Source organism: Algoriphagus boseongensis (genome assembly GCF_004362805.1).
GTDB lineage: Bacteria > Bacteroidota > Bacteroidia > Cytophagales > Cyclobacteriaceae > Algoriphagus > Algoriphagus boseongensis.
Window position 1 is genome coordinate 476,710 of sequence record NZ_SNYF01000005.1, and the last position, 21,812, is coordinate 498,521.

Below are 21,812 nucleotides of genomic sequence, written 5' to 3' on the forward strand. Positions count from 1 at the left end.
ATTTGGGTGAAGGATTAGCAAAGTCCTGTTATCGTAAAGGCCTCTGAACTATTAGGGATCTCTATATATCTCAGATCCTTGATTTCGAAGTATGGATGATCGTGTTCAGGTAATGGATCAAATTCGGTCAATTTTCCCAAAAATGCATAATCCTCATGTTTCACAAGAATAGGTTTTCCAAGTAGATCTACCTGACTAAGTTCAAAACCATGGAAATAAATCTTCAGCTTAGAAAAGTCCGAGGAATAGCTTCCTTCTGATTTAGAAAACTCCAGCTTACCAGTTTCCGGGCTGTAGGCAATAGTTCTCGAGTAAAATTCTCCTTTTTGGTAGTTTAGACCTTCTCCTGCATCTTCATAATGGTGGAAAACTGAACCATTTTTTCCTTTGTAAAGATGAATCCTTAGTGTGCCATCATGTTTTTCCTCCGTATGATTCACATCGGATTGCATGGTGAAAATCTGCCCTGCCTTCACAAAAACAGGTAAATAGTTAATAGGAGAGTCTTGATAAATCACATGATTTCCAGAGTGATATTGGTCAGAATACAAATAGTACCATTCTCCTTTTGGAAGGTAGACTTTGGTGATTTCCCTAAAACTTTCTACAGGAGCTACTAAAAAGGAATTACAGAAGATGTATTCATTCTGAAAGGCGGATTGGTAGATTTTATCATCTTGTGCATAATCCACAGCCAAACTCGCTGAAAGAGGAAGTCCGGTTAAACAGCTTTGGTAAAAGGAACTATAAATCGTAGGAAGTAGCCTGTATCTCAGCTTCATGTAATTTCGGCTGATTTCTTCCGTTTCTTCTCCGAAAGCCCATGGCTCTGAATCCTTGGTGTTGATCATGGAATGAGCTCGATAGAATGGTGCAAACGCGCCAATACTCATCCATCTGGCAAATAAGGATTTGGAGGCTTCTCCTGCGAAGCCACCCACATCATATCCGGAGAAAGCCACCCCGCTCAATCCCAAGCTGTTTACAAGTCTGATTCCAGCGAGCATATGTTCTTCTGAAGCGACATTATCACCTGTCCAAGCAGCCGCATAACGCTGGATTCCGGCAAAGCCTGATCGGGTTAATACAAAAGGCCTTTTATTGGGCTCTTGGAAAATTGAACCTTCCTGAGCACTTCTGGCCATTTGCATCCCGTAAATATTTCTGGCTTTTCTATGGGAGGCTTTTTCTCCTTCAAATTCAAATTCAATCAAATTAGGAGTAAACTGGCCCCAAGAAGCCGGTTCATTCATGTCAGTCCAAAATCCATCCACTCCAGCTTCGGTATAGAAAGCCATTTTTTCTCCCCACCACTTTCGAGTTTCTTCTTTGGTGAAATCAGGGAATGCACACCATCCTGGCCAAACTTGCGCTTCATAGGTTTTCCCGTCAGGATAATTCACAAAAAGGCCTTTTTCATGTCCTTCTTCAAAAGGGAGATATCCTTTTTCAGTTTTAATTCCCGGATCCATGATGACCACCACCTTGAAGCCCTTTTCTTTTAATCGGGCAATCATGGCTTTTGGATCTTTGAACTTTTCTCCGTCAAAAGTGAAAACCTTGTAAGCTTCCATATGATGGATATCCAGGTAAATCACATCTGCGGGCATTTTTTTATCCCTAAAACCCTGAGCAACTGCATAAACTTCAGAGTCTGGATAGTAGGAATAGCGGCATTGCTGGAAGCCCAAAGCCCATTTTGGAGGCATCTGCATCCGTCCTGTCAAGCGGGTATAGGCTTGAATAATTTCTGCCACAGTCGGATAGTGTATGAAATAATAATCCAAATCACCATCCTCTGCACTGAAATAAATAAAACGGTTGGTAGAGGCGCCAAAATTGAAAACCGACTTGTGGGTATTGTCGAAAAATATTCCGTAAGCACCTCCAGAATGAATTCCCAAATAAAATGGAATACTCATGTAAAGTGGATCATCTCCAGTTCCGTATGCGAAATAATCCGTATTCCAGTTGGTATAGGCTTTTCCTTTGCGATCTAGATTTCCGGTTTTTTCTCCAAGTCCTATAAATTTTTCATCCGGTTGAACTTGCTTATAATTGGTTACTTCCGAGCCTATCCAAGAAACTGAAAGTGGATCATCAGCATTTAGGAGTTTTCCCGAATGATCAAAAAAGGATAGCGCGAAGTTTTCCAGATTCAATTCCAGTTTTACCTGGGAAGTTTCAATTTTGAGATAACCATGATCTTCAACAAAATCAAATTGCTGATTTTCAGGTTGAGCAATTACTGAATAAGGGTTGGATTCAAATTCGTCAAACCGAGATGCCTGAATTCTAAAAATCCCCTCTTCAAGTACCGAGATTCTGAATTTTGCCAGTTCGCTTCTCCCTTCCAAAACATGTTGGTTCAATTCCCAAGAAAGAACCTTTCCAAAGGTTTGGCTTCGATGGGAGTTTTGGGAAATTATTGGAGTTGAAATCTCACTACTCATGGGTAAATCTAGGCTTAAATCGGATAGAAACTCTGCTAAATTAGGAATCAATAACAAGGATAAAAATCAGGAATGAAGCCTCATGAGCCTTAATTAAAGGGTGTTTAAATGAGAAATAGGGCTAATTTTAAAATCAAGCCCTATTCAATCGATTGCAATCCCAGGTTAAAAAAAAATCAATTTTTCTAGCTGAATTTTAAATTTTAACAGAAGATTTCCTCACCAAGAGTTCTGTATCCAATACAAATGTGTTTTGGGTTTCTTTTGTGTTGATTTTTTTCTCGATGATATCCAATAAAATTTCAGTCGCTTTTGCTCCCATTTTAAACCCGGGTTGAGCTACTGAGGATAAGCTTGGATCTAGCATAGTACAAAACTGCCAATTACTAAATCCAACTACACCGATATCTTGAGGGATTTTTAATCCCATTTCTTTGCAGGCCATCATGACTCCCACTGCCGCCATATCATTATGACAAAAGAAGGCATCGGGTTTTTCTGAGTTGGTTTTTAAAATTTCAAGAGTGATTTCCTTTGCCTCGTTTTCATCCCCTCTTGGACATTCAATCACCCAGGAATTTTCAAATTTAATTCCATGGTCTTCCAAAGCAGCTTGGTAGCCACGAAGTCTTTCCTTTGAAATTTTAAGCTGAACAGGACCTGAAATATGATAAATCCTTCGGTACCCTTGGAGGATCAAATGCTTAGAAGCTTCGTAAGACCCTTTGAAATCATCCACTACCACATTGACAGAATCTTCAATTTCGGGAACCCGGTCAAAAAAGACGATTGGAAAACCCTGATCCAAGAGCCTGCTGAAATGATTGAAATCTGTAGTCTCTTTAGAGTAGCTTACCAAAAATCCGTCAATCTGGTTAGATAGCATGGTATCTACACTTGATTTTTCCCTTGCTAGTTTCTCATTGGTTTGAGTCAAAATCACATTGTACCCTCTGGAAAATGCAACTTCTTCAATTCCGCTAATTACTGTAGAAAAGAAAAAATGAACCACTTCTGGAATAATTACCCCTATGGTGAATGACCTGCTTTTTCGAAGAGATAGGGCGATAGCATTGGGGCGATAATTCATTTTTTCCGCCAGTTCCTTCACTTTTCGTTTGGTTTCATCACTGATTCCCGGATAGTCTTTCAGGGCCCTTGAAACGGTAGAGGAGGAAACATTCAATTCCCTGGCAATGTCCTTGATAGTGGCCTGTTCTAGTTTCATAAAAATTGAACTATTCCAAGATGTTGGTTATAAATGGGTCTTTGGTAGTAAAACCAAATTAAATAAACTGTTTTTAATCCACTTATCTAAACCGAAAAAATAAATCTTTCGAATGCTCAAATTTTTTGGTTTTGTGCAATCGATGCCGCAAACGTCTGCATAATTTTTTTCAAAAAAATCTGAATCAAGAGCCTTGACAGAACCATGCCTTCCCTCTATGTTTCGATAGGGTGTAGTTCAGATGGCTAAAAATTGATCTTAACCCAGCAAAAAATAGCCGTCAATAGCCTTATCCAAAATATCACTATTCAAATAACTTAAATTCAAAATTACCTTATGAAAAGAATGCGTTTAATCGGCTGGATGATAGCTTTTATTCCAGCTCTTTGGGCTTGTGAAAATTATGAAATGCCTCCAATCATTCCCCAGACTGGAGCTGTGTTATCCAATCCTGCTGCTGGAGCCTCGATTGTCCTGAAAAAGCAGGATGCGGATAAATCAAAAATTGATTTTACAGTCACAGCTGCTGATTTTGGCACTCCTGGAAGTATTAGATATTTCCTAGAGATGGATCTTCCTGGCGCAGATTTTAAGGCACCAGTCACTTTAGGTGAATCTGATTCCAATATCATTCCAGTCAATGTGGCTAAATTCAACGAAGCATTACTTGCAAAAGGATTGCCTTTTGAAAAAGCTGCTGATGTAGAGTTTAGAGTAAAAGCCACAATCAATCTTCCTTTAAATCCGGTTTATGGTGAGAAGACAGTGTATAAAGTTACTCCTTATGACGCTACAGTTGCTTTTCCTGTGATGTATGTGCCTGGTGATTATCAGGGTTGGGATCCCGCCAATGCCAAAACCGTTTTGTATTCTGTAAAATTTGATAACAAGTTTAAAGGTTATGTGCATATCCTAGGTGGATCCAGAGAATTCAAAATCAATGAAACTCCAAGCTGGGACATCAACTATGGTGACGATGGAGCGAATGGAACTTTGGAGAAGGATGGAGCAAACATCAAAGTAGCTGCTGACGGTACTTATGAAATCAATGTGAATCTACCTGCCAAAACTTATACCATCGGAGCTGTTAAACGTTGGGGAATTGTAGGTAGTGCCACAGCTGGAGGATGGGATGCCGATACTCCTATGAATGTTTTTGATAAGGCAACCAACTCCCTTAAAATTACCACTGACTTGAAAGCAGGAGAAATGAAATTTAGAGCCAATAACAACTGGGATGACAATTTTGGTGGAGCCAATGGAGAACTAACAGCTGGAGGTCCAAATATTGCGGTGGCCTCAGCAGGTAATTACACCATCACCCTCAATTTTGGAGCAGAAAAAGTAACTTACACCTTGACTAAAAACTAAGCGTAATTTCTTGATATTTTATAAAGAAAACCGGACTTGGAATTCCCAGCCCGGTTTTCTTACTTAACCCGATGACCATGCTTATCCATTTTCGCAACCTATTTTTTCTGATTTTAGCTGCCTTCTGGGCAAATTTTTCCTTCGCTCAAGTGACTACAGATCCGGCTGTTCCCAATGCCAGTAATTCTGTAAAAATCATTTACGATGCTTCCTTAGGAACAACTGGTTTGAAAGATTGCAATTGCGATGTGTATATCCACATAGGTGCAGTGACAGAAGGGCCTGCTTCCACGACCTGGTCTATCGTCCCTTTTCAGTGGGGTACAGCAGATCCCAAAGCTAAAATGACTAAAGTGGCCGGAGAGGCCAATAAATACACCTTTGAATTAAAACCGAATGAATTTTTCACCAATCCCAACGGGCTTACGATTTATCGTTTGGGATTAGTTTTTAGAAATGCAGATGGAACCAAAGAGGGAAAAACTTCTTCGAATAGTGACTTTTTTATCAATCTGGCTCAAGGATTCCAAATTACTTTTTCACAACCCCAGACCAATTCTCTTTCTTTGGAAGTAGGGGGTTCCTATGAATTTAAGGCTGCTTCTTCTGAAGCAGCTGACTTAAGTTTTGAATTAGATGGGGTAAAAGTGGCTGAAAAAGCCAATTCTACTTCAATCGATTATGTTTTCACAGCCACGGCAGCAGGGAATTATAATTTTACCGCAAAGGCTACAAAAGGCACTTTATCAGATACTGAAACAGTCAACCTTACTGTTTTTGCCCCCTCTGAAACCGCTGCTTTACCAGCTGGCGCAAGATTAGGCATTAATTACTTGTCTGGAGAAGAAGTGATTTTAGCACTTTTGGCGCCAGGAAAGAATATTGTCCATGTCATCGGAGACTTCAATGACTGGAAAGTGTCTCCAGAATATCAAATGAAAAGGACTCCCGATAAGGAGATATTTTGGTTAAAAATCGGCGGACTGGAACCCAAGAAGGAATACATTTTTCAATATCTGGTAGATGGTGAAATCCGAATCGGAGATCCCTTTGCTGATAAAACTTCGGATCCATTTAATGATCAGGAAATTATTACCCAAAATAGATATCCTGGGTTGAAGCCTTTTCCAACCGGGAAAACCCAATTTCAAGCTACCTATTTGCAAACCTCTCAGGATCCTTACCCTTGGAAAAACTTGAATTATTCAAAACCTAAACCTGAGGAATTGGTGGTTTATGAATTGCTGGTTAGGGATTTTGACGACCGAAGGACTTTCAAGGCTGTTACCGAAAGGCTAGATTATTTAAAAAGTCTGGGAATCAATGCGATCGAGTTAATGCCAGTGGGAGAGTTTGAAGGTAACCTTTCCTGGGGGTATAATCCAAGTTTCTTTTTTGCTCCGGATAAATATTACGGCACCAAAAATGACCTGAAGCAGCTTATCGATGAAGCGCATGGTCGTGGAATGGTGGTTATTATGGACATGGTGTTGAACCATGCTTTTGGCCAAAATCCTATGGTTCGTTTATACAATGACGGAGATTATGGTGCACCAACTTTGGATAACCCTTGGTTTAATCGAGTGGCAAAGCATCCTTTTAACGTGGGCTATGATTTCAATCACGAAAGCAAATACACCCAAGCCTTGGTTGATTCTGTTAATCATTATTGGTTAAAAGAATATAAGGTAGATGGATTTAGATTCGATTTATCTAAGGGATTTACTCAGGTTAACTCGGGAGACAATGTGAATTTTTGGTCACAATACGATCCATCTCGGGTTAAAATCTGGAAGCACTACTACGACAAAATCAAATCTCACCATCCGGATGCTTATGTGATTTTGGAGCATTTGGCAGTTAATGACGAGGAGAAAGAACTCGCGAATTACGGAATGATGCTTTGGGGAAATATGAACGGAGCTTCCCGAAATTTGGCCAAAGGACAAAATGATAACATAGATTGGGCTTATTACAAGAGAAGGGATTGGGGTAAAAATGGCCTAATCGCTTACCAAGAATCCCATGATGAAGAACGGGTGATGTGGGAAACACTCAATTTTGGAGTGACTTCTCCGTTGAATTTGAAGAGTTTGGAAAATGCTGTCAATCGAAACCAGATTATGACTGCATTTTATTTTGCCATCCCTGGCCCAAAAATGATCTGGCAGTTTGGTGAGTTTGGATATGATCAGGAGCTCAATAATGATCGTTTGGGTATCAAGCCAACTAAATGGCAATATTTAGACAATCCTGACCGTCTTAGACTTTTCAAATTGTATCAGGAAATGATCAAGTTGAAAAGTAAATATCCAGCGTTTACTAATCCTACCAATGCTGTCCTTAACCTAAGTGCTGCATTTAAGTCTATTTATTTGGATCACGCAGATTTGGATGTTTTCCTTTTTGGAAACTTTGGATTGACCACTGTCGGAAATATTCAGGTTCAGTTTCCTAAAACAGGAAAATGGTACAATTACTTTACAGGGGAAGAGTTTACTGTAAACTCAGCCCAAGTTTCTTTCGGACTTCGTCCAAATGAATTTTACTTGTTTACAGATAAACCTTTGCCCAAGCCAGAATCAGGGATTTTGCAAGAAGATTTTGTGACTTCCATTCCAGAAACTGGCCCTCAAGGAGTTTTTAAAATTTACCCCAATCCAAGTAGTTCTGCGATTTCGGTACAACTTCCTCAAGAGATGGCAGTGGCTAATTATCGGGTGGTGGATATGACCGGAAGAGTTGTTTTTGATGGGAGGTATTCTCAAGATGACCAGATTTTGAATTTAGACTTAAGTGGAATTCAAGCAGGGATTTATATCTTTGAGGCTTATGACACCAAGCGTTGGATTCAAAAACGCTTCATTAAAAATTAATCTAACCTATCTCAAACTATGAAATTTAAACCTGGAGTAAAGTACGGGAATGAGTTGCGTGACCTTTATGCTTATGCTAAAGAAAACGAATTCGCTTTTCCGGCTGTGAATGTTATTGGTACAAATTCGGTAAATGCCGTTTTGGAAACAGCCAAGAAAGTTAATTCACCCGTAATCATCCAATTCTCCAATGGAGGCGCTCAGTTTTTCGCAGGAAAGAGCCTTCCAAACGATAAGCAACAAGCCAGTATTGCAGGTGGAATCTCAGGAGCACATCACGTACACATGATGGCTGAAGCTTATGGAGTTCCAGTTATTTTACATACTGACCATGCTGCCTTGAAGCTACTTCCTTGGATCGATGGTCTTTTGGAAGCTGGAAAAGCTTACTACGCTACGCACAAAAAGCCTTTATATAGTTCTCACATGCTTGACCTTTCTGAGGAACCACTTCATGAAAACGTGGAGATTTCTTGCAAGTATTTCGAGCAAATGAGTAAGCTTGAAATGGCTATCGAGATCGAATTGGGAGTAACTGGTGGAGAAGAAGACGGAGTGGATAACTCTGATGTGGATTCTTCAAAACTATATACCCAGCCTGAAGAAGTAGCCTATGCCTATGAGCATTTGAAGAAAATCGATGATTTGTTCACTATCGCTGCTGCTTTTGGAAACGTTCACGGTGTTTACAAGCCAGGAAACGTAAGCTTGAAACCAATCATTTTGAAAAACTCTCAGGACTTCATCAACAAGAAATACGGAACTACAGGCAAGCCTTTGAATTTCGTTTTCCACGGAGGTTCAGGTTCTTCAGTTGAGGAAATCCGAGAAGCCAATAGCTACGGTTCAATTAAGATGAATATTGATACCGATATGCAATGGGCAACTTGGGAAGGTATTTTGAATTACTACAAGAAGAATGAAGCCTACCTTCAAGGCCAATTAGGAAACCCTGAAGGACCAGACGCTCCAAACAAGAAATTCTACGATCCTAGAGCTTGGTTGAGAAAAGGAGAAGAGAGTTTTGTGAAAAGACTTGAATTGGCTTTTGACATGCTTAACGCAATCAACAGAAACTAAAGAAACTTGATTTATAACTGGAAAAAGTCACTGTCGAGGTGACTTTTTCTTTTACTTCCTTGATCATGAATTTTCCCAAACTAACTGCATCAATTTTGGCAATTTCTCTACTTTCTTCCTGTGCCAAAAAGGAAACTCCTGAGGTGAAAAATTATTGGCCGCAGGCTGGAGTTACCTATGAAATTTTTGTTCAGTCCTTTTATGATTCCAATGGAGACGGAATAGGGGATTTCAATGGAGTCACTCAGAAACTGGACTACGTGAAAGAATTAGGAGCCAACGCAATTTGGTTTATGCCGATTATGCCTTCTCCTACCTATCACAAATATGATGTCACCGATTACAAGGCTGTTCATCCGGATTATGGTACGCTGGAGGATTTTAAAAAATTACTTGAAGAAGCCCACAAGCGAGATATCAAAATTGTGATCGATATGATCATCAATCACACTTCCAATCAGCATCCCTGGTTTTTAGAAGCAAAGTCTTCCAGAGATAATCCCTATCGAGATTATTATGTATGGGCTCAAAAAGACACCATTGCGGATTTTTTGAATAAAAAGGTGATTACCCTTGATTCGGATAATATCCAACAATGGCATGACCCGGGAATCGGAGAGGATTTCTATTACGGGTTTTTCTGGGGAGGCATGCCCGACCTGAATTTTGACAATCCAAAAGTGAGAGAAGAAATCTTCGAGATTGGCAGGTTTTGGTTAGAAGAAGTTGGAGTAGATGGATTTAGATTGGATGCTGCCAAGCATATTTTTCCGGATGACCGACCATTGGATAATCATGAGTTTTGGAAGGAATTCCGGGCAAAAATGGAAGCAATCAAACCAGATATTTATTTGGTAGGAGAGGTCTATGACAAGAAAGAAGTTGTCGCTCCTTATCTTCCGGGACTTCCGGCATTATTCAATTTTGATTTCCATTATACCTTATTGGAGACCATGAATACTGGAGAGGGAATGCTTTTAGCTAAAAAGCAGAAAGAGATTTTGGACTTTTACCAAGGAATCACCCCGAATTTTATTGATGCGACAATTTCGTCAAATCATGATCAACCAAGACTTCTCAATGAACTTGGATCAGATCCTGAAAAATACAAGCAAGCTATTTCGGTCCTATTAACTATGCCGGGAGCCCCTTATTTGTATTATGGGGAGGAAATTGGAATGCTTGGATTAAAGCCTGATGAAAATATTCGAGAGCCTTTTCTTTGGGACGTAAAGGAAAAGGACACAGGAAGAGCTTCCTGGATTGAATCAAAGTACTCTACAGATGAAACGGTTACTCCTTTGGCTTTGCAAAAAGCTGATCCAAAAAGCTATTTCAACCACTATAAGACTTTGATTGCCTTGAGAAATTCTCATCCCGCTTTAGCTGTGGGAAAATTGGAATTACCTGATCAAGAATACCCAAAGTCAATTATGGCTTATTTTAGAAAGACGGCAGGACAGGAAATTTTCATAGTTCACAATGTCGGAAAAGAAGAGGTGGAACTTGAGCTTCCGGTTGGATTTGAAGAGGTGATTTTTGGATTGGGTGATGGAGTGAATACGAATGGAAAATTAAAGCTCTCCGGAAACTCATCTAGAGTTTATTTAAAAGAATAAAAAGAAAAAGGAGCGGAAAGGCTCCTTTTTTTATGTAGAAAGAATATTCGCAACTCTTAAATCTTCGTCATCAATTTCCTTATCTCCGACAATTGCCTTGACAATAGGGGTGTAGACCACCTTATTATTGATCAAACCTGCCATTACATCGTATTTGCCTTGCATTAAGCCTTCAATAGCGGCGACACCAAGCTTGGAAGCAAGTAAGCGGTCAAATGAAGTTGGAGCTCCACCTCTTTGTAAGTGACCTAAAATAGTCACTTTGATATCATAATACGGGAGGTGTTTTTTCACCTTATCTGCGATTTCTTGTGCCGAACCACTTTTTCCACCTTCTGCAACGATGACAATGTTAGAAGTCTTTTTTGCTTTGGTTCTAGATTTTAGTTTTTCAACCAGACTTTCAATCTGGGTTTTCCTTTCAGGAATCAAAATTGCCGCAGAGGCACTGCCAATTCCAGCATTAATCGCGATAAATCCTGCATCTCTACCCATAACTTCCACAAAAAACAAACGGTCATGGGAAGTAGCCGTATCTCTGATCTTATCAATTGCCTCAATGGCTGTGTTGCAGGCTGTATCGAAGCCAATAGTAGAATCTGTTCCTGAGAGGTCGTTGTCAATTGTGCCCGGTAATCCTACCGCAGGTATTCCATATTCCTGATAGAATAAATGAGCTCCTGTCAAGGAACCATCTCCGCCAATGACTACCAAAGCATCTATTCCATGAGATTTCAAATTTTCATAGGCTTTTTTACGGCCCTCCGGAGTTCTGAATTCTTCACTTCTTGCTGATTTCAAAAATGTCCCCCCTCTTTCCAAGACGTGGGTGATGTTTTTTGAATCCAGCTTTTTGATATCGTTTTGGATCATTCCTTCATATCCTCGGTAGATCCCATACATTTCCAATCCGTAATAAAATCCTGCTCTGACTGCAGCGCGGATGGCCGCATTCATTCCAGGGGCATCTCCACCGGAGGTGAGGACACCGATTTTTTTGATATTCTTAGGTTCCATAGGTTTGTGTTAAGGCTTTAAACATGAGCTCGGCAGATGCGGGATTGGTTGCCAAAGGAATATTGTGAACGTCACAAATTCTCATCAACATCTGTACATCTGGCTCATGAGGGTGTTTGTCTAGTGGGTCTCGGAAGAAAATCACTGCGGCTAGTTTCTTTTCGGCGGCTAACGCAGCAATTTGAGCATCTCCACCTAAAGGTCCGGAGAGTAATTTTTCCACTTCAAATCCTGCTTTTTCTATATGCGATCCGGTGGTGCCGGTAGCAACAAGATCAATATCAGTTCGATGAAGAGCATCACGAAATCCGCTTAAAAAATGAACCATGTCGGCTTTTTTGCCATCATGGGCGATTAGAGCGATTTTCATAATCAGGTTTTAATAGGTTCGGGTCAAAGTTAGGGAAAATTCTTTTTTTCCATTCTGATGAAAAAGATTTAAGCCCTTTTTCATTGGATTCGGAAGAAAATACTTAACCATTTAAGGAACCCAAGGTTTATTCAAACCCATTCTCCCTCCAAAAAACTATAATAAATAGTATCTCTCCTTCTTCCTCTGGTCATCAGGGTATGACTTCTTAAAACTCCTTCTTCTCTGGCTCCTAGTTTTAGTAAGGCTTTTCTGGCAGGAATATTCAAAACATCAGTTTTGATTTCTACGCGTTTTACTTTTAGCTGCTGAAAGCAATAATCCAGCATCAGCTTTTTCATTTCTTGATTGATTCCAGTTCCCTGAAAATCTTTTCCTAGCCAAGTCCAGCCAATTTCTAAGCGTTCATCTCTTGGAGAAAAACTTCCAAATGCGGTCGCGCCAGCTACTTTTCCAGTTGCTTTTTCGATCACCGTAAATTGAAATCTTTCTCCGGAAAAATGCCCAGAGGCCCAGATTTCAAATTCCTCTGGTTTGCTGAGATCTTGAGTGAAATAAATCCATCTTTCGGGATCTTGTGTAAGTTTCTGAAGCAAAGGAAAGTCCTGCCGAGTCATAGGTCTCAGCAGGACTTTTTCATTTTGAAGAATTAAATCTCTTGGAACCATCAACCCAAAACTTCTTTGATTGCCTGGTTGTAAAGGTTGATTTCTTCGATGGTACCCGTAGAAATTCTACACCAGTCATTTAAAGGAGGGAAAGGTCTGCCGATAATAAAGCCTTTATCCGCCATGGTTTTATTCAATTCCTTGATGTCCCTGCCGGAATTGAAAAAGATGAAATTGGCATGAGAATCAAGATATGGCAATTTCAATTCATCCAAAGTTTGGGTTAAAAGCGCCTTGGCTTCTTCTGTTTTTTTCAAGGAAAACTGATAAAACTCTTTGTCCTGAAGTGCGGCTTTTCCTGCTTCAATTGCCATGATATTGGTATTCGCAACTACCCTCTCAGAAAGTTTCTTTGCCAATTCTGGCTTGGCAATAAGGTAGCCCATGCGGATTCCTGCCAATCCATAAACCTTGGATAGGGTACGGGAAACGACCACGTCATGACCTTTTTTTACCAGCTCTACCATGGAAGGATAGTTTGGCTCGGTGATGTAATCGTAGTAGGCCTCATCGCTGAATACTACAGCTCTTTTGCTCACTGTTTCACAGAAATCCATCACGCGGTTAGCGGGAAGTAATTTTCCCGTTGGGTTGTTAGGATTGCAAAGGAAAACCAGCCTAGTCTCGTGGGAAACCCTTTTTTCGATTTCATCCAAGTCGAAATCAAGGTCTTTGGTCAAAGGAACCCAATTGATTTCTGTGCCCCAAAGTTCTGCGTATTCCATCATGGAGAGGAAAGTAGGAGCGCAGGTGATAATCTCCCCACCTTTTCCGAAAGTGATTCCGGCTACTTTTAGTCCTTCTGTAGAACCGGCAACTAAAACAATATGATCTTCTGGAACACCTTCTTTTTCAGCGATCATCTTGACCAAAGAGGCATTGTATGACCAAGGATATCTACAGCCATCATCAAAAGCGGCAGTCATTGCCTTTCTCATTTTTTCAGATGGGCCATAAGGATTTTCATTCGATCCAAGTCGGATTGGGCCAGCTAAAGGGCGGGGATTAAACTTCCTGATTTCTTCTGCGCTAAGAGATGAAGTAATTCCAGTGGCTCCAAGCAGCGCAATTCCACTTCCCAAGGAAGCTGATTTTAACCATTCTCTTCTTGATATTCCTTTCATTATTCGTTCGTTTTGATTGGTAAAATACTAAGGTTTTGCCAAGAGTTTTAGAAAAATTTCATTTTTCGTAATACTTTGTTTACGTTCTGATTTTAGCTCTAAAATTCGAATAAATATATTTTTATTCTGAAAATCCTTTTTTTTCAAAATATATTTTTAAATTATCTGAAGCACATTTAACCCTAAACCCAGAATATTATGAAAAAGCTTCAAATGCTATTGGTTTTTGGGATGCTGTGGGCAGGAGTTCTTCAAGCCCAGCAAACTCAATACATGGTGTTCGATTTTATCAAGGTTGAAAAAGATCAACTGTTTGATTACATCGAGTTCAAGGATTTATTGGAAAAAGTTTACCGTCAGGCGCTTAACGATAAGCAAATCAATGGATGGGATTTTTGGTCTCTTCAGAATGGTGCAGATGGAGGTGATTTTCAGTACATCATGGTTACTTATTACAATGATCCTGTAAAAATGATGAATGGAGTGGATGAGGAGGCCATGATTCAGTATACCAAAATTGCCTATCCTCATCTTTCAGATTCTCAGGTTCGTGAATTATTCAAGCAATCATTGGCTATGAGAGAGCTCCCAATGAGGCTTTACATGAAGGTTTTAGCGGCGACAGAGGATAATTTTCAATTTAAACCAGGAGTCTTGGCCTCTTTTGACTTGATGAAAGCGGTAGAAGGTATGTACAGTGATTATGAAAAATCAGAAATCGAGGTGTTTAAGCCTATCCATCAGAGCAGAATCGAGCATGGATTAATGGGGCACTGGTCCTTTTTAAGAGCTGCTTTACCACAAGGTTCTGAGGCTGGTTCCACTCACTTAACTGTGAATTTGTACAAGGATTACATGCAGTTTTTCAATGCGCAGGCCTATGAAGATATGAACCAAACAGCTGAACAAAGAGCAGCCGTGAATGCTGGATTGAACTCTAGAGATCAAAAATGGATTTACTTAGCAACCTTAGAAAATGTAGTTAGATGATAGTCCGGTTTGACTGTTACTACGGGGGCCTTTCGGGGCCCTTTTTTATGCCTTTTGGTTTTTGAATTTTTTGAAAAGCAAAACACCAAGTAATGGCCCCAAGAAAAGTAATCCTAAATAGATTTTTGGCTCAAGAAAATTACCCAAATATCTGGTGAATTGAATGCTGACCACTGTCAGTGCAAAACCCATACAATTCACCAAGGTTAGTGCAGTGCCTCGATGTTCGGGATTTACACTTTGAGCCACCAGGGTGGAAAATTGGGGAGAATCGGCCGTGACTAAAATCCCCCAGATTAAAAGGAATGGAAGAACAAATATTAAGGGGAAATTAGGAACAAGAAGCAAAATCAATCCGCATAAGCCTGATCCTGTCAAACTCCAAAGAGCTACTTTATCGCTACCCTTTTTCGAGGCGATAAATCCACCCACAGCACAAGAAACTCCCCCAATAGCAATGATGAAAAAAGTCCAAAGCGATTGGGTATTGGGTGTGCTTTCTTTTACCAAAAAGGAAATTAAGGCGGGTAAAAAAGCCCAAAAGGTGTAGAGCTCCCACATGTGCCCAAAGTAACCACTTGCACTTGCCTTTAGAGCTTTGTTTTTGGATAGTTTGGGTAGAAGTCCCAAGTCAAATTTCGGATTGATTTTTCGGAAAGGCCCATCAGGTACAAAAAAACCTACCAATACTCCTCCGATTAAAGCGAGTCCGGAAGTGGTGAAAAGGATAATTTTCCAAGAAAATGCCAGCCCAAGTGCCTTGATAAGAAAAGGAAATGCTGTGCCTAAAACCAAAGCTCCCACTAAAAATCCCAAAGCAGATCCCAATCCTTTTTCAAAATAATCGGCTGCTATTTTCATCCCTACAGGATAAATTCCTGCCAGAAAAAACCCTACCAAAAACCTGAAGGTGAGCAACGATCCATAACTCAATGGCAAAATCAAAATGGCCAGATTGCTTAATGCGGCCAAAATCGCACTGAAAAAAAATACTTCCGAAGGTGAATAACGATCTGGAATAGACCAAAAGGCATAAAGTAAAGTTCCAGAAATAAAGCCCAACTGAACTACAGAAGTCAGCATGGGGATAATCCCTTCCTTTCCGAGTAATTCTTCCCATTCGATGGCTGCTGCATTTCCCGCAAACCAAAGCGAAGTGCCCAGAAATTGAGCGATAACGATCAATATCAGGGCACTTTGAGAAGAAATCTGCTTAGCCATTAAGCCGGAAGAATAGCTTTGATTTGGGATAATTCTTCCGAACTGAAATTCGAATTTTTTACTGCCGCAACATTGTCATCCAATTGTTCTGGTTTGGAAACACCGATCAAAACTGAAGTGATTCGCTGATCTTTCAGTAACCAGGCAATGGCCATTTGAGCCAAAGTCTGTCCTCTTCGAATTGCAATGTCATTTAGCTTGCTGATCATTTCTAGTTTCTCCGGAGCTATTTGTTCTGGTTTTAAGTAGCGACCATCCTTTGCAGCTCGGGAATCAGCAGGGATTCCCTTTAGATATTTATCAGTGAGTAGACCTTGTTCTAATGGAGAAAAAGCAATGCTTCCGATTCCCTTATCTCCCAGAACGTCCATCAATCCATTTTCAACCCAACGATCTAGCATGCTATATCTTGGTTGATGGATTAGAAGAGGTACGCCCATTTCTTTCAAGATCGCATAAGCCTTGGCTGTATCCTCAGCAGAATATTGAGAAATACCTACATAAAGTGCCTTGCCTTGTCTATGCAATTGAGCCAAAGCGCCCATGGTTTCTTCCAAAGGTGTATTTGGATCAGGTCTGTGGTGATAAAAAATATCCACATAATCCAGTCCCATTCGCTTTAGGCTTTGGTCGCAGCTAGCGATCAGATATTTTTTTGAACCGAAATTGCCATAAGGACCCGGCCACATATCCCAGCCTGCCTTGGAGGAAATCAGTAATTCATCTCGGTAAGGGAGAAAATCTTTTTGAAGGATTCTTCCAAAATTTTCCTCAGCAGAGCCAAAAGGAGGCCCATAATTATTTGCTAAATCAAAATGGCAAATTCCGAGGTCAAATGCTCTTCGGAGGATTTTTCTGCCTAAGGTAAGATCTGCATTATGGCCGAAATTATGCCAAAGGCCCAAACTAATTTCAGGCAATTGAAGTCCGGAGTTTCCGCAATAGCGGTATTTCATCTGATCATAGCGATCTGATGCAGGAAAATAAGGTGGTAATGGATTGTGATCGTTGATATGCATGGTTAATTAGGTTTTGAGATGGGTTTAACTGAACCAAAGGATTCCGAGCAGGGTGATTCCTAAAGCGAAAATGGCCAAAACCACCCAACTTTTCCAAATGTAGGAAATCCAATCTTTATAGTTTATTCCACCAGCGGCGATTACAGCCATCATTCCACCATTGGTCGGAGTCAGCATATCCATCAAAGCAGCTGGATATTGATAGCCTAAAACTGCAACCTGTCTTCCAATTCCCAATAAATCCGTCAATGGTGCGGCAAGGGGAATAGTCAAAACCGCCTGTCCTGAAGTACTGGGAACGGGAATGTGGATTAAAGCCTGGCTGATGAACATTCCTGTAACAGCAAGGGAGTTTGGAAGGTCTTCGAGTGGAGAAAAAAGTCCTTGGATAATCGGATCAATGACCGCTCCTTTTTCCAAAACCAGGTATATACTTCTCGCTAAACCGACGATGATTCCCGCAAAAATCATTTCTCCAAATCCCTGAACATAGGTTTTGGAAGTACCATTCAAGCCCATTTTTCCAATTATACCGCATGTCATACCAATTACAAAAAACAGGGCAGACATCTCATTATAGCCCCAGTCCAGAGATGTAATTCCGTAAGACATAAAGCCAATTCCCCCAAATGAAATCGCTAAAATCAGGAGTTGTCTGTTGGAAATTGGACTAGGTTTGAATTCTATATTTTCTTGAGTTGCTTTAGATTTTTTACCTGTGACCATATGAAAAGTAATCCAGCTACCCAGTGCAATTAAGAAAAATATAGATCTATACAAGGCTCCTGAAAAGGGTTCTACTTCTCCTACTTTCTGGGCCAAAAGAGAAACAAATGGATTCATGGGGGAAAATGCACCACCTAAAAGTGCAGATCCCAAAGTGATGGCTACAATGGCTCGTAGATCATAATGGAGCTTTGAAGCCAAAATTACCAAAATCGGTACCATGGGAATGATTTCTTCCTGCATGGACATGGTTGCTCCTCCAAAGGCAAACACGGTTCCTAATAAATAAAAAAGCAAATACCTGGAATTTCTAAATCGATATATCAAGGCTTCAATTCCAGCTTGGAGAGCTCCTGTTTTTTCAACCACATAAAAAGCGCCTCCAATAAACAGGATCAATACAATGATATCTGCTCCAGCTATAATTCCTTCTGGAATGGCCAGTAGGATTTCGTTCAAAGTTGGATTGATATCCTCAATAGATTGGAAACTTCCGGGTACTACCACCTCCCGGCCTGTTTCTTCATTGAGTACCCGCTCAAAACTTCCAGACGGAATCAAATAGGTGGCAATAGCAGCTAAAAAAATAAATCCGAGGAGGATGATTAATGGATGAGGAAATGTGATTTTCATGGTTTGGAAATTAGGGTCGAAAGAATTGCGGATGCGATATTTTTTCTATGGTCATAACTATCTCTCGCATTGGTTAGAATGAAAAAGCCGATTTCTAATTCTTCAGAAAGAAGGAAAATCGAACTATATCCAGCTTGTCCTCCAAAGTGTCCAATAAAATTATGTCCATCGATTTGAATTTTCTGGAAACCAAGGGGATGGTCGGAACCCGATTTAAGCCAATCCATTTCTTTTTGGAAATCACCCATTGGCCCTCTTCCCAAATGAACAAGAGCCATTGCTAAATTTTCCGGAGTGGTAACCAATCCTGAGGATGGGGAGGGGAACCTTTCCAGTTGAATCGGCTTGGGTTCAATCCTTTTCCAAAGGAAGGTTTTAGCATAGCCCAGCATGGAATTATTTTCCTGTGGCCAGGAAGTCACAAATTCTGACGAACTCATGCCAGATTTTTCTAAAACAGTTTCCTTTACCAACTCCTCAAAGGGTTTTTTAGAATGATCCTGAAGCGCAAATCCCAATAAATCATAATTGATGTCTGCATAGTGGAAAGAGTCGGCGGCAAATTTGGGTTTGTCTATCTGCTGTAAAATCCTATCCAGTTTCTTTTGATTTTCCCTTCTCAAAATCAACTCAATTGGACCAGAATCCCTAAGACCGGATTTATGGGAAAGAAGTTGAGCAATCGACAGCGAGTTTAAAGAAGTGGGAAGGTCATTTTTTTTCGAAAAAATTTCTCCAAGACTCGTGCTGGGGGAAATTTCTGTCTCGGAAAAATAATTAGCGGTGCTTAGGGCCGTGAATAATTTGGATACACTGGCAACCGGAATTTGACTTTTTATTGTCATGGAATCCCTTGATGCCAGATTTTGAAAGCCAAACGAATTGAGATAGGTCACCCTTCCATTTTGAACAATCCCGACAGAAATTCCCGGAATTAGAAAATCCGAAAGACTTTGAATCAAAATGGAATCGATTTTTTCAGCTTGGGTTTTTGGAATTGAAATTGGGTCCAAACGAACTTTGGGGTGGCTTTTATACCATTCCCATCCCAGAAAAATCAGGAACCAAAAAATCAGGCCATATAGTCCATAGAGGATTTTTCGGTTCATAAGTTTTAAGAGGAAGTGAGTTCCTTTACTATTCGAGGATTTTTCGACACGTAATTTTTTGGTAGGTGCTTCTTTAAATCCTTGATGAAAAGATGGTAGTCCACAGTGATGGTATGCCTTGGTGTATCAATTTGCTGATAATGAGGTTTTTTTACTTCCATTTCGCAAAGCTTTTCAATATCCTTAGGCCTTTTCCACTCTCCGGTGAGTTCCCTTACCATAAGTTTGCTTTGCAATTCAGCCCCTGGCCAAATACATCCCAAAGGCTGAAACATCCCGATAAAGTAGAGATTGGTGATTTTGGGATGAAACATCTTGAGATAAAGCGGAACAGGGCCTTTGGAGTAATCGATGAACTCCTTATCAAAAAAAGGATGACTCAGCCAATAGCCGGTGCAAGCAATAATGGTGTCGTATTCTTCTTCTTTTCCATCTTCAAAAACAACCTTTTTGCCCTCATATCGCTTAATATCCATTCTGGGTTGAACTTTCCCGTGGCGGATTTTATGCATCAATTCGTCATTGATGGTGGGGTGGGTGGATCCAAAAGGAAGAGTTATCGGTCTCAGTCCATATTTTTTGTAATCTCCCCAATAGGATTTCAAGAGAATTTCATTGAAAAATGATCTGACTTTTACCGGTAGCCATTTGGTGCCTTCGGCGATTACGTCTGAAGGTTTTCCAAAAAAGAATTTTGGCGCAATCCAGTAGCCTCTTCTCCAGGAAATTGAAGTTTTAGCAGAAACTCGACTGGTTTCCACCGCCACATCGCAGGCAGAGTTGCCGCCTCCAATTACCAAAACTCGCTTTCCCTCGAAAGGGGAAGCTTTTTTGAATTGATGAGAATGCAAAAATTCGCCTGAAAATTCTCCGGGATAGTGAGGATAGCGGGGTTTCCAGTGATGACCATTGGCCACGACCAAATGAGTGAAATTTTCGGTTGAGACAATTCCGTCTTTCTCAGTGGTTACTTCCCACGAAGATTCATTGACGTATTGGCAATGCTTCACCATTGTCCCAAAACGAATAGAGGGGTACAAGTTGAATTTTCTGGCATAGGCCTGAAAATATCTTCTCAGGGTATCATGAGAAGGGTAGTCCGGAACATTGTCCTCAAACTCATCAAAGGTGAAATCCTCGTATTGCGAGAGAGTTTTGGAAGAAATAATATGAGTGGTTTCAAAAACACTCGAGTGACTTTCTTCTTCGGTATAAATCCAGTTGCCGCCTACATTCTGATTGCGGTCAAAAGCGATTGCTTCTATTCCTTGGTCGACTAAATTTTTTAAAGCGGTAATGCCTGAAGGACCTGCTCCGATGACTGCTACTTTTAATTTCATTGAAACTAATGAAAGGTTATTTTGGGTGTATTGGTATGCTAATTTTAGCCTATTAATCTAGGATAAATTCCTGAATTGGCGATTGGAATTCCTATTTATCCTTATTTTTCTTCGATTTCGGAAAGCAATAATTCGGTGAAAATCCCCATGCCTTCAGTTGCTTTTTTAGGGATGCAATGGATTTTTCCGCCAAAATGATTTTCGGAGAATCCCGGATCAATAAGAAATTTCTTGCTGGTTTGAGGGACATAATCAATCAATCCCGCCGCTGGATAAACTTGTAAGGAAGTTCCAAGAATCAAAAAGTAATCTGCCTTCTTAGCTAGTTTCATGGCAGGAATCATCATGGGTACAGCTTCCCCAAACCAAACTATAAAAGGCCTCAATTGACTTCCTTTCTCACATTTGTCCCCTTCCTTGATTTCCCAATGATCTAAAGGGTAGATCAACTTTGGGTCTGCAGTACTTTGGGCTTTACTTAGTTCCCCATGAAGATGAAGGACATTGGTGGATCCGGCTCGCTCATGAAGATCATCTACATTTTGTGTGATGATTTGTACTTCAAAATATTTTTCAAGTGCAGCTAAAGCAAGATGGGCTGCATTGGGTTGGCATTCTCTCGCTTGCTTTCTTCTTTGATTATAAAAATCCAGAACCAAAGCTCTATTTCTTCTCCAACCTTCTGGAGAAGCCACTTCCATTACGTCATGATTTTCCCAAAGTCCATTGCTATCTCGAAAGGTACTGATGCCACTTTCAGCCGAAACTCCTGCTCCAGAAAGGACGATTAACTTTTTTATAGTCACTTTAATTATGGTCTAATAGGTTTGAGAGATTACTTGGTAAATCAAAAATAAAACTAATCTATAGATAGGATTTCCGCCTCCAAGTTGAAAGGCTTTAGAAAAATTAATCTTTTAGAATTTTGGATAAAATAGCTTTGTTTAGTTTGAAGGAATAAGTAATTT

17 protein-coding genes are annotated in these 21,812 nt (G+C 40.3%); 5 read left to right on the forward strand and 12 right to left on the reverse strand.

Annotation, left to right across the window (positions count from 1 at the left end; all coding sequences use genetic code 11):
* Nucleotides 1–14: 14 nt before the first annotated feature.
* Both DFQ04_RS02125 and DFQ04_RS02130 read right to left on the reverse strand, forming a co-directional pair.
* Entirely contained in the window at nt 15–2,453 is a 2,439-nt protein-coding gene (locus tag DFQ04_RS02125; protein WP_133552218.1) for a glycoside hydrolase family 31 protein, read from the reverse strand.
* Nucleotides 2,454–2,649: 196 nt separating this feature from the next.
* Complete coding sequence (locus DFQ04_RS02130; protein WP_133552220.1) at nt 2,650–3,681, reverse strand: LacI family DNA-binding transcriptional regulator; 1,032 nt, start codon at nt 3,679–3,681, stop codon at nt 2,650–2,652.
* Between the two features lie 336 nt (nt 3,682–4,017).
* Between DFQ04_RS02130 and DFQ04_RS02135 the strand changes: the two genes are divergently transcribed.
* The 4 genes from DFQ04_RS02135 (at nt 4,018) to DFQ04_RS02150 (ending at nt 10,627) form a co-directional block, all read left to right on the forward strand.
* Nucleotides 4,018–5,052, forward strand: coding sequence for a SusE domain-containing protein (locus DFQ04_RS02135; RefSeq protein WP_243739619.1), 1,035 nt, complete (start codon nt 4,018–4,020; stop codon nt 5,050–5,052).
* A gap of 77 nt (nt 5,053–5,129) precedes the next feature.
* Nucleotides 5,130–7,928 carry an alpha-amylase family glycosyl hydrolase gene (locus tag DFQ04_RS02140; protein WP_133552222.1) on the forward strand — a complete coding sequence of 933 codons (2,799 nt, stop codon included), beginning with the start codon at nt 5,130–5,132 and terminating at the stop codon, nt 7,926–7,928.
* A gap of 18 nt (nt 7,929–7,946) precedes the next feature.
* On the forward strand, nt 7,947–9,008 hold the full coding sequence (gene fbaA, locus DFQ04_RS02145; RefSeq protein WP_133552224.1) for a class II fructose-bisphosphate aldolase: 1,062 nt from the start codon (nt 7,947–7,949) through the stop codon (nt 9,006–9,008).
* A gap of 65 nt (nt 9,009–9,073) precedes the next feature.
* A complete protein-coding gene (locus tag DFQ04_RS02150; protein ID WP_133552226.1) occupies nt 9,074–10,627 on the forward strand; it encodes an alpha-amylase family glycosyl hydrolase in 1,554 nt (517 codons plus the stop codon).
* 30 nt (nt 10,628–10,657) lie between these two features.
* Here DFQ04_RS02150 and pfkA read toward each other — a convergent pair whose 3' ends face one another.
* From pfkA to DFQ04_RS02170, 4 genes are all read right to left on the reverse strand, one after another.
* On the reverse strand, nt 10,658–11,644 hold the full coding sequence (gene pfkA / locus DFQ04_RS02155; RefSeq protein WP_133552228.1) for a 6-phosphofructokinase: 987 nt from the start codon (nt 11,642–11,644) through the stop codon (nt 10,658–10,660).
* Nucleotides 11,634–12,014 (reverse strand): methylglyoxal synthase, encoded by a 381-nt coding sequence (locus DFQ04_RS02160; protein ID WP_133552230.1) that lies wholly within the window; start codon nt 12,012–12,014, stop codon nt 11,634–11,636. Before DFQ04_RS02160 ends, pfkA begins: the two co-directional genes overlap by 11 nt.
* A gap of 131 nt (nt 12,015–12,145) precedes the next feature.
* Nucleotides 12,146–12,682 carry a GNAT family N-acetyltransferase gene (locus DFQ04_RS02165; RefSeq protein WP_133552232.1) on the reverse strand — a complete coding sequence of 179 codons (537 nt, stop codon included), beginning with the start codon at nt 12,680–12,682 and terminating at the stop codon, nt 12,146–12,148.
* Complete coding sequence (locus DFQ04_RS02170) at nt 12,682–13,806, reverse strand: pyridoxal phosphate-dependent aminotransferase (protein ID WP_133552234.1); 1,125 nt, start codon at nt 13,804–13,806, stop codon at nt 12,682–12,684. Before DFQ04_RS02170 ends, DFQ04_RS02165 begins: the two co-directional genes overlap by 1 nt.
* Before the next feature lie 198 nt (nt 13,807–14,004).
* Between DFQ04_RS02170 and DFQ04_RS02175 the strand changes: the two genes are divergently transcribed.
* The gene (locus DFQ04_RS02175; RefSeq protein WP_133552236.1) at nt 14,005–14,796 is read left to right on the forward strand and encodes a hypothetical protein; all 792 of its coding nucleotides are present in this window, start codon (nt 14,005–14,007) and stop codon (nt 14,794–14,796) included.
* Nucleotides 14,797–14,841: 45 nt separating this feature from the next.
* Here DFQ04_RS02175 and DFQ04_RS02180 read toward each other — a convergent pair whose 3' ends face one another.
* From DFQ04_RS02180 to DFQ04_RS02205, 6 genes are all read right to left on the reverse strand, one after another.
* Nucleotides 14,842–16,017, reverse strand: coding sequence for an MFS transporter (locus tag DFQ04_RS02180; protein WP_133552238.1), 1,176 nt, complete (start codon nt 16,015–16,017; stop codon nt 14,842–14,844).
* A complete protein-coding gene (gene mgrA, locus DFQ04_RS02185) occupies nt 16,017–17,036 on the reverse strand; it encodes an L-glyceraldehyde 3-phosphate reductase (protein ID WP_133552240.1) in 1,020 nt (339 codons plus the stop codon). The genes DFQ04_RS02180 and mgrA overlap by 1 nt, the downstream gene beginning before the upstream one ends.
* A gap of 24 nt (nt 17,037–17,060) precedes the next feature.
* Nucleotides 17,061–18,395 (reverse strand): YfcC family protein, encoded by a 1,335-nt coding sequence (locus DFQ04_RS02190; RefSeq protein WP_133552242.1) that lies wholly within the window; start codon nt 18,393–18,395, stop codon nt 17,061–17,063.
* Entirely contained in the window at nt 18,392–19,504 is a 1,113-nt protein-coding gene (locus tag DFQ04_RS02195) for a serine hydrolase domain-containing protein (protein ID WP_133552244.1), read from the reverse strand. The genes DFQ04_RS02190 and DFQ04_RS02195 overlap by 4 nt, the downstream gene beginning before the upstream one ends.
* Before the next feature lie 5 nt (nt 19,505–19,509).
* A complete protein-coding gene (locus DFQ04_RS02200; RefSeq protein WP_133552247.1) occupies nt 19,510–20,844 on the reverse strand; it encodes a flavin-containing monooxygenase in 1,335 nt (444 codons plus the stop codon).
* 101 nt (nt 20,845–20,945) lie between these two features.
* The gene (locus DFQ04_RS02205; RefSeq protein ID WP_133554316.1) at nt 20,946–21,644 is read right to left on the reverse strand and encodes an SIR2 family NAD-dependent protein deacylase; all 699 of its coding nucleotides are present in this window, start codon (nt 21,642–21,644) and stop codon (nt 20,946–20,948) included.
* Nucleotides 21,645–21,812 lie beyond the last annotated feature (168 nt).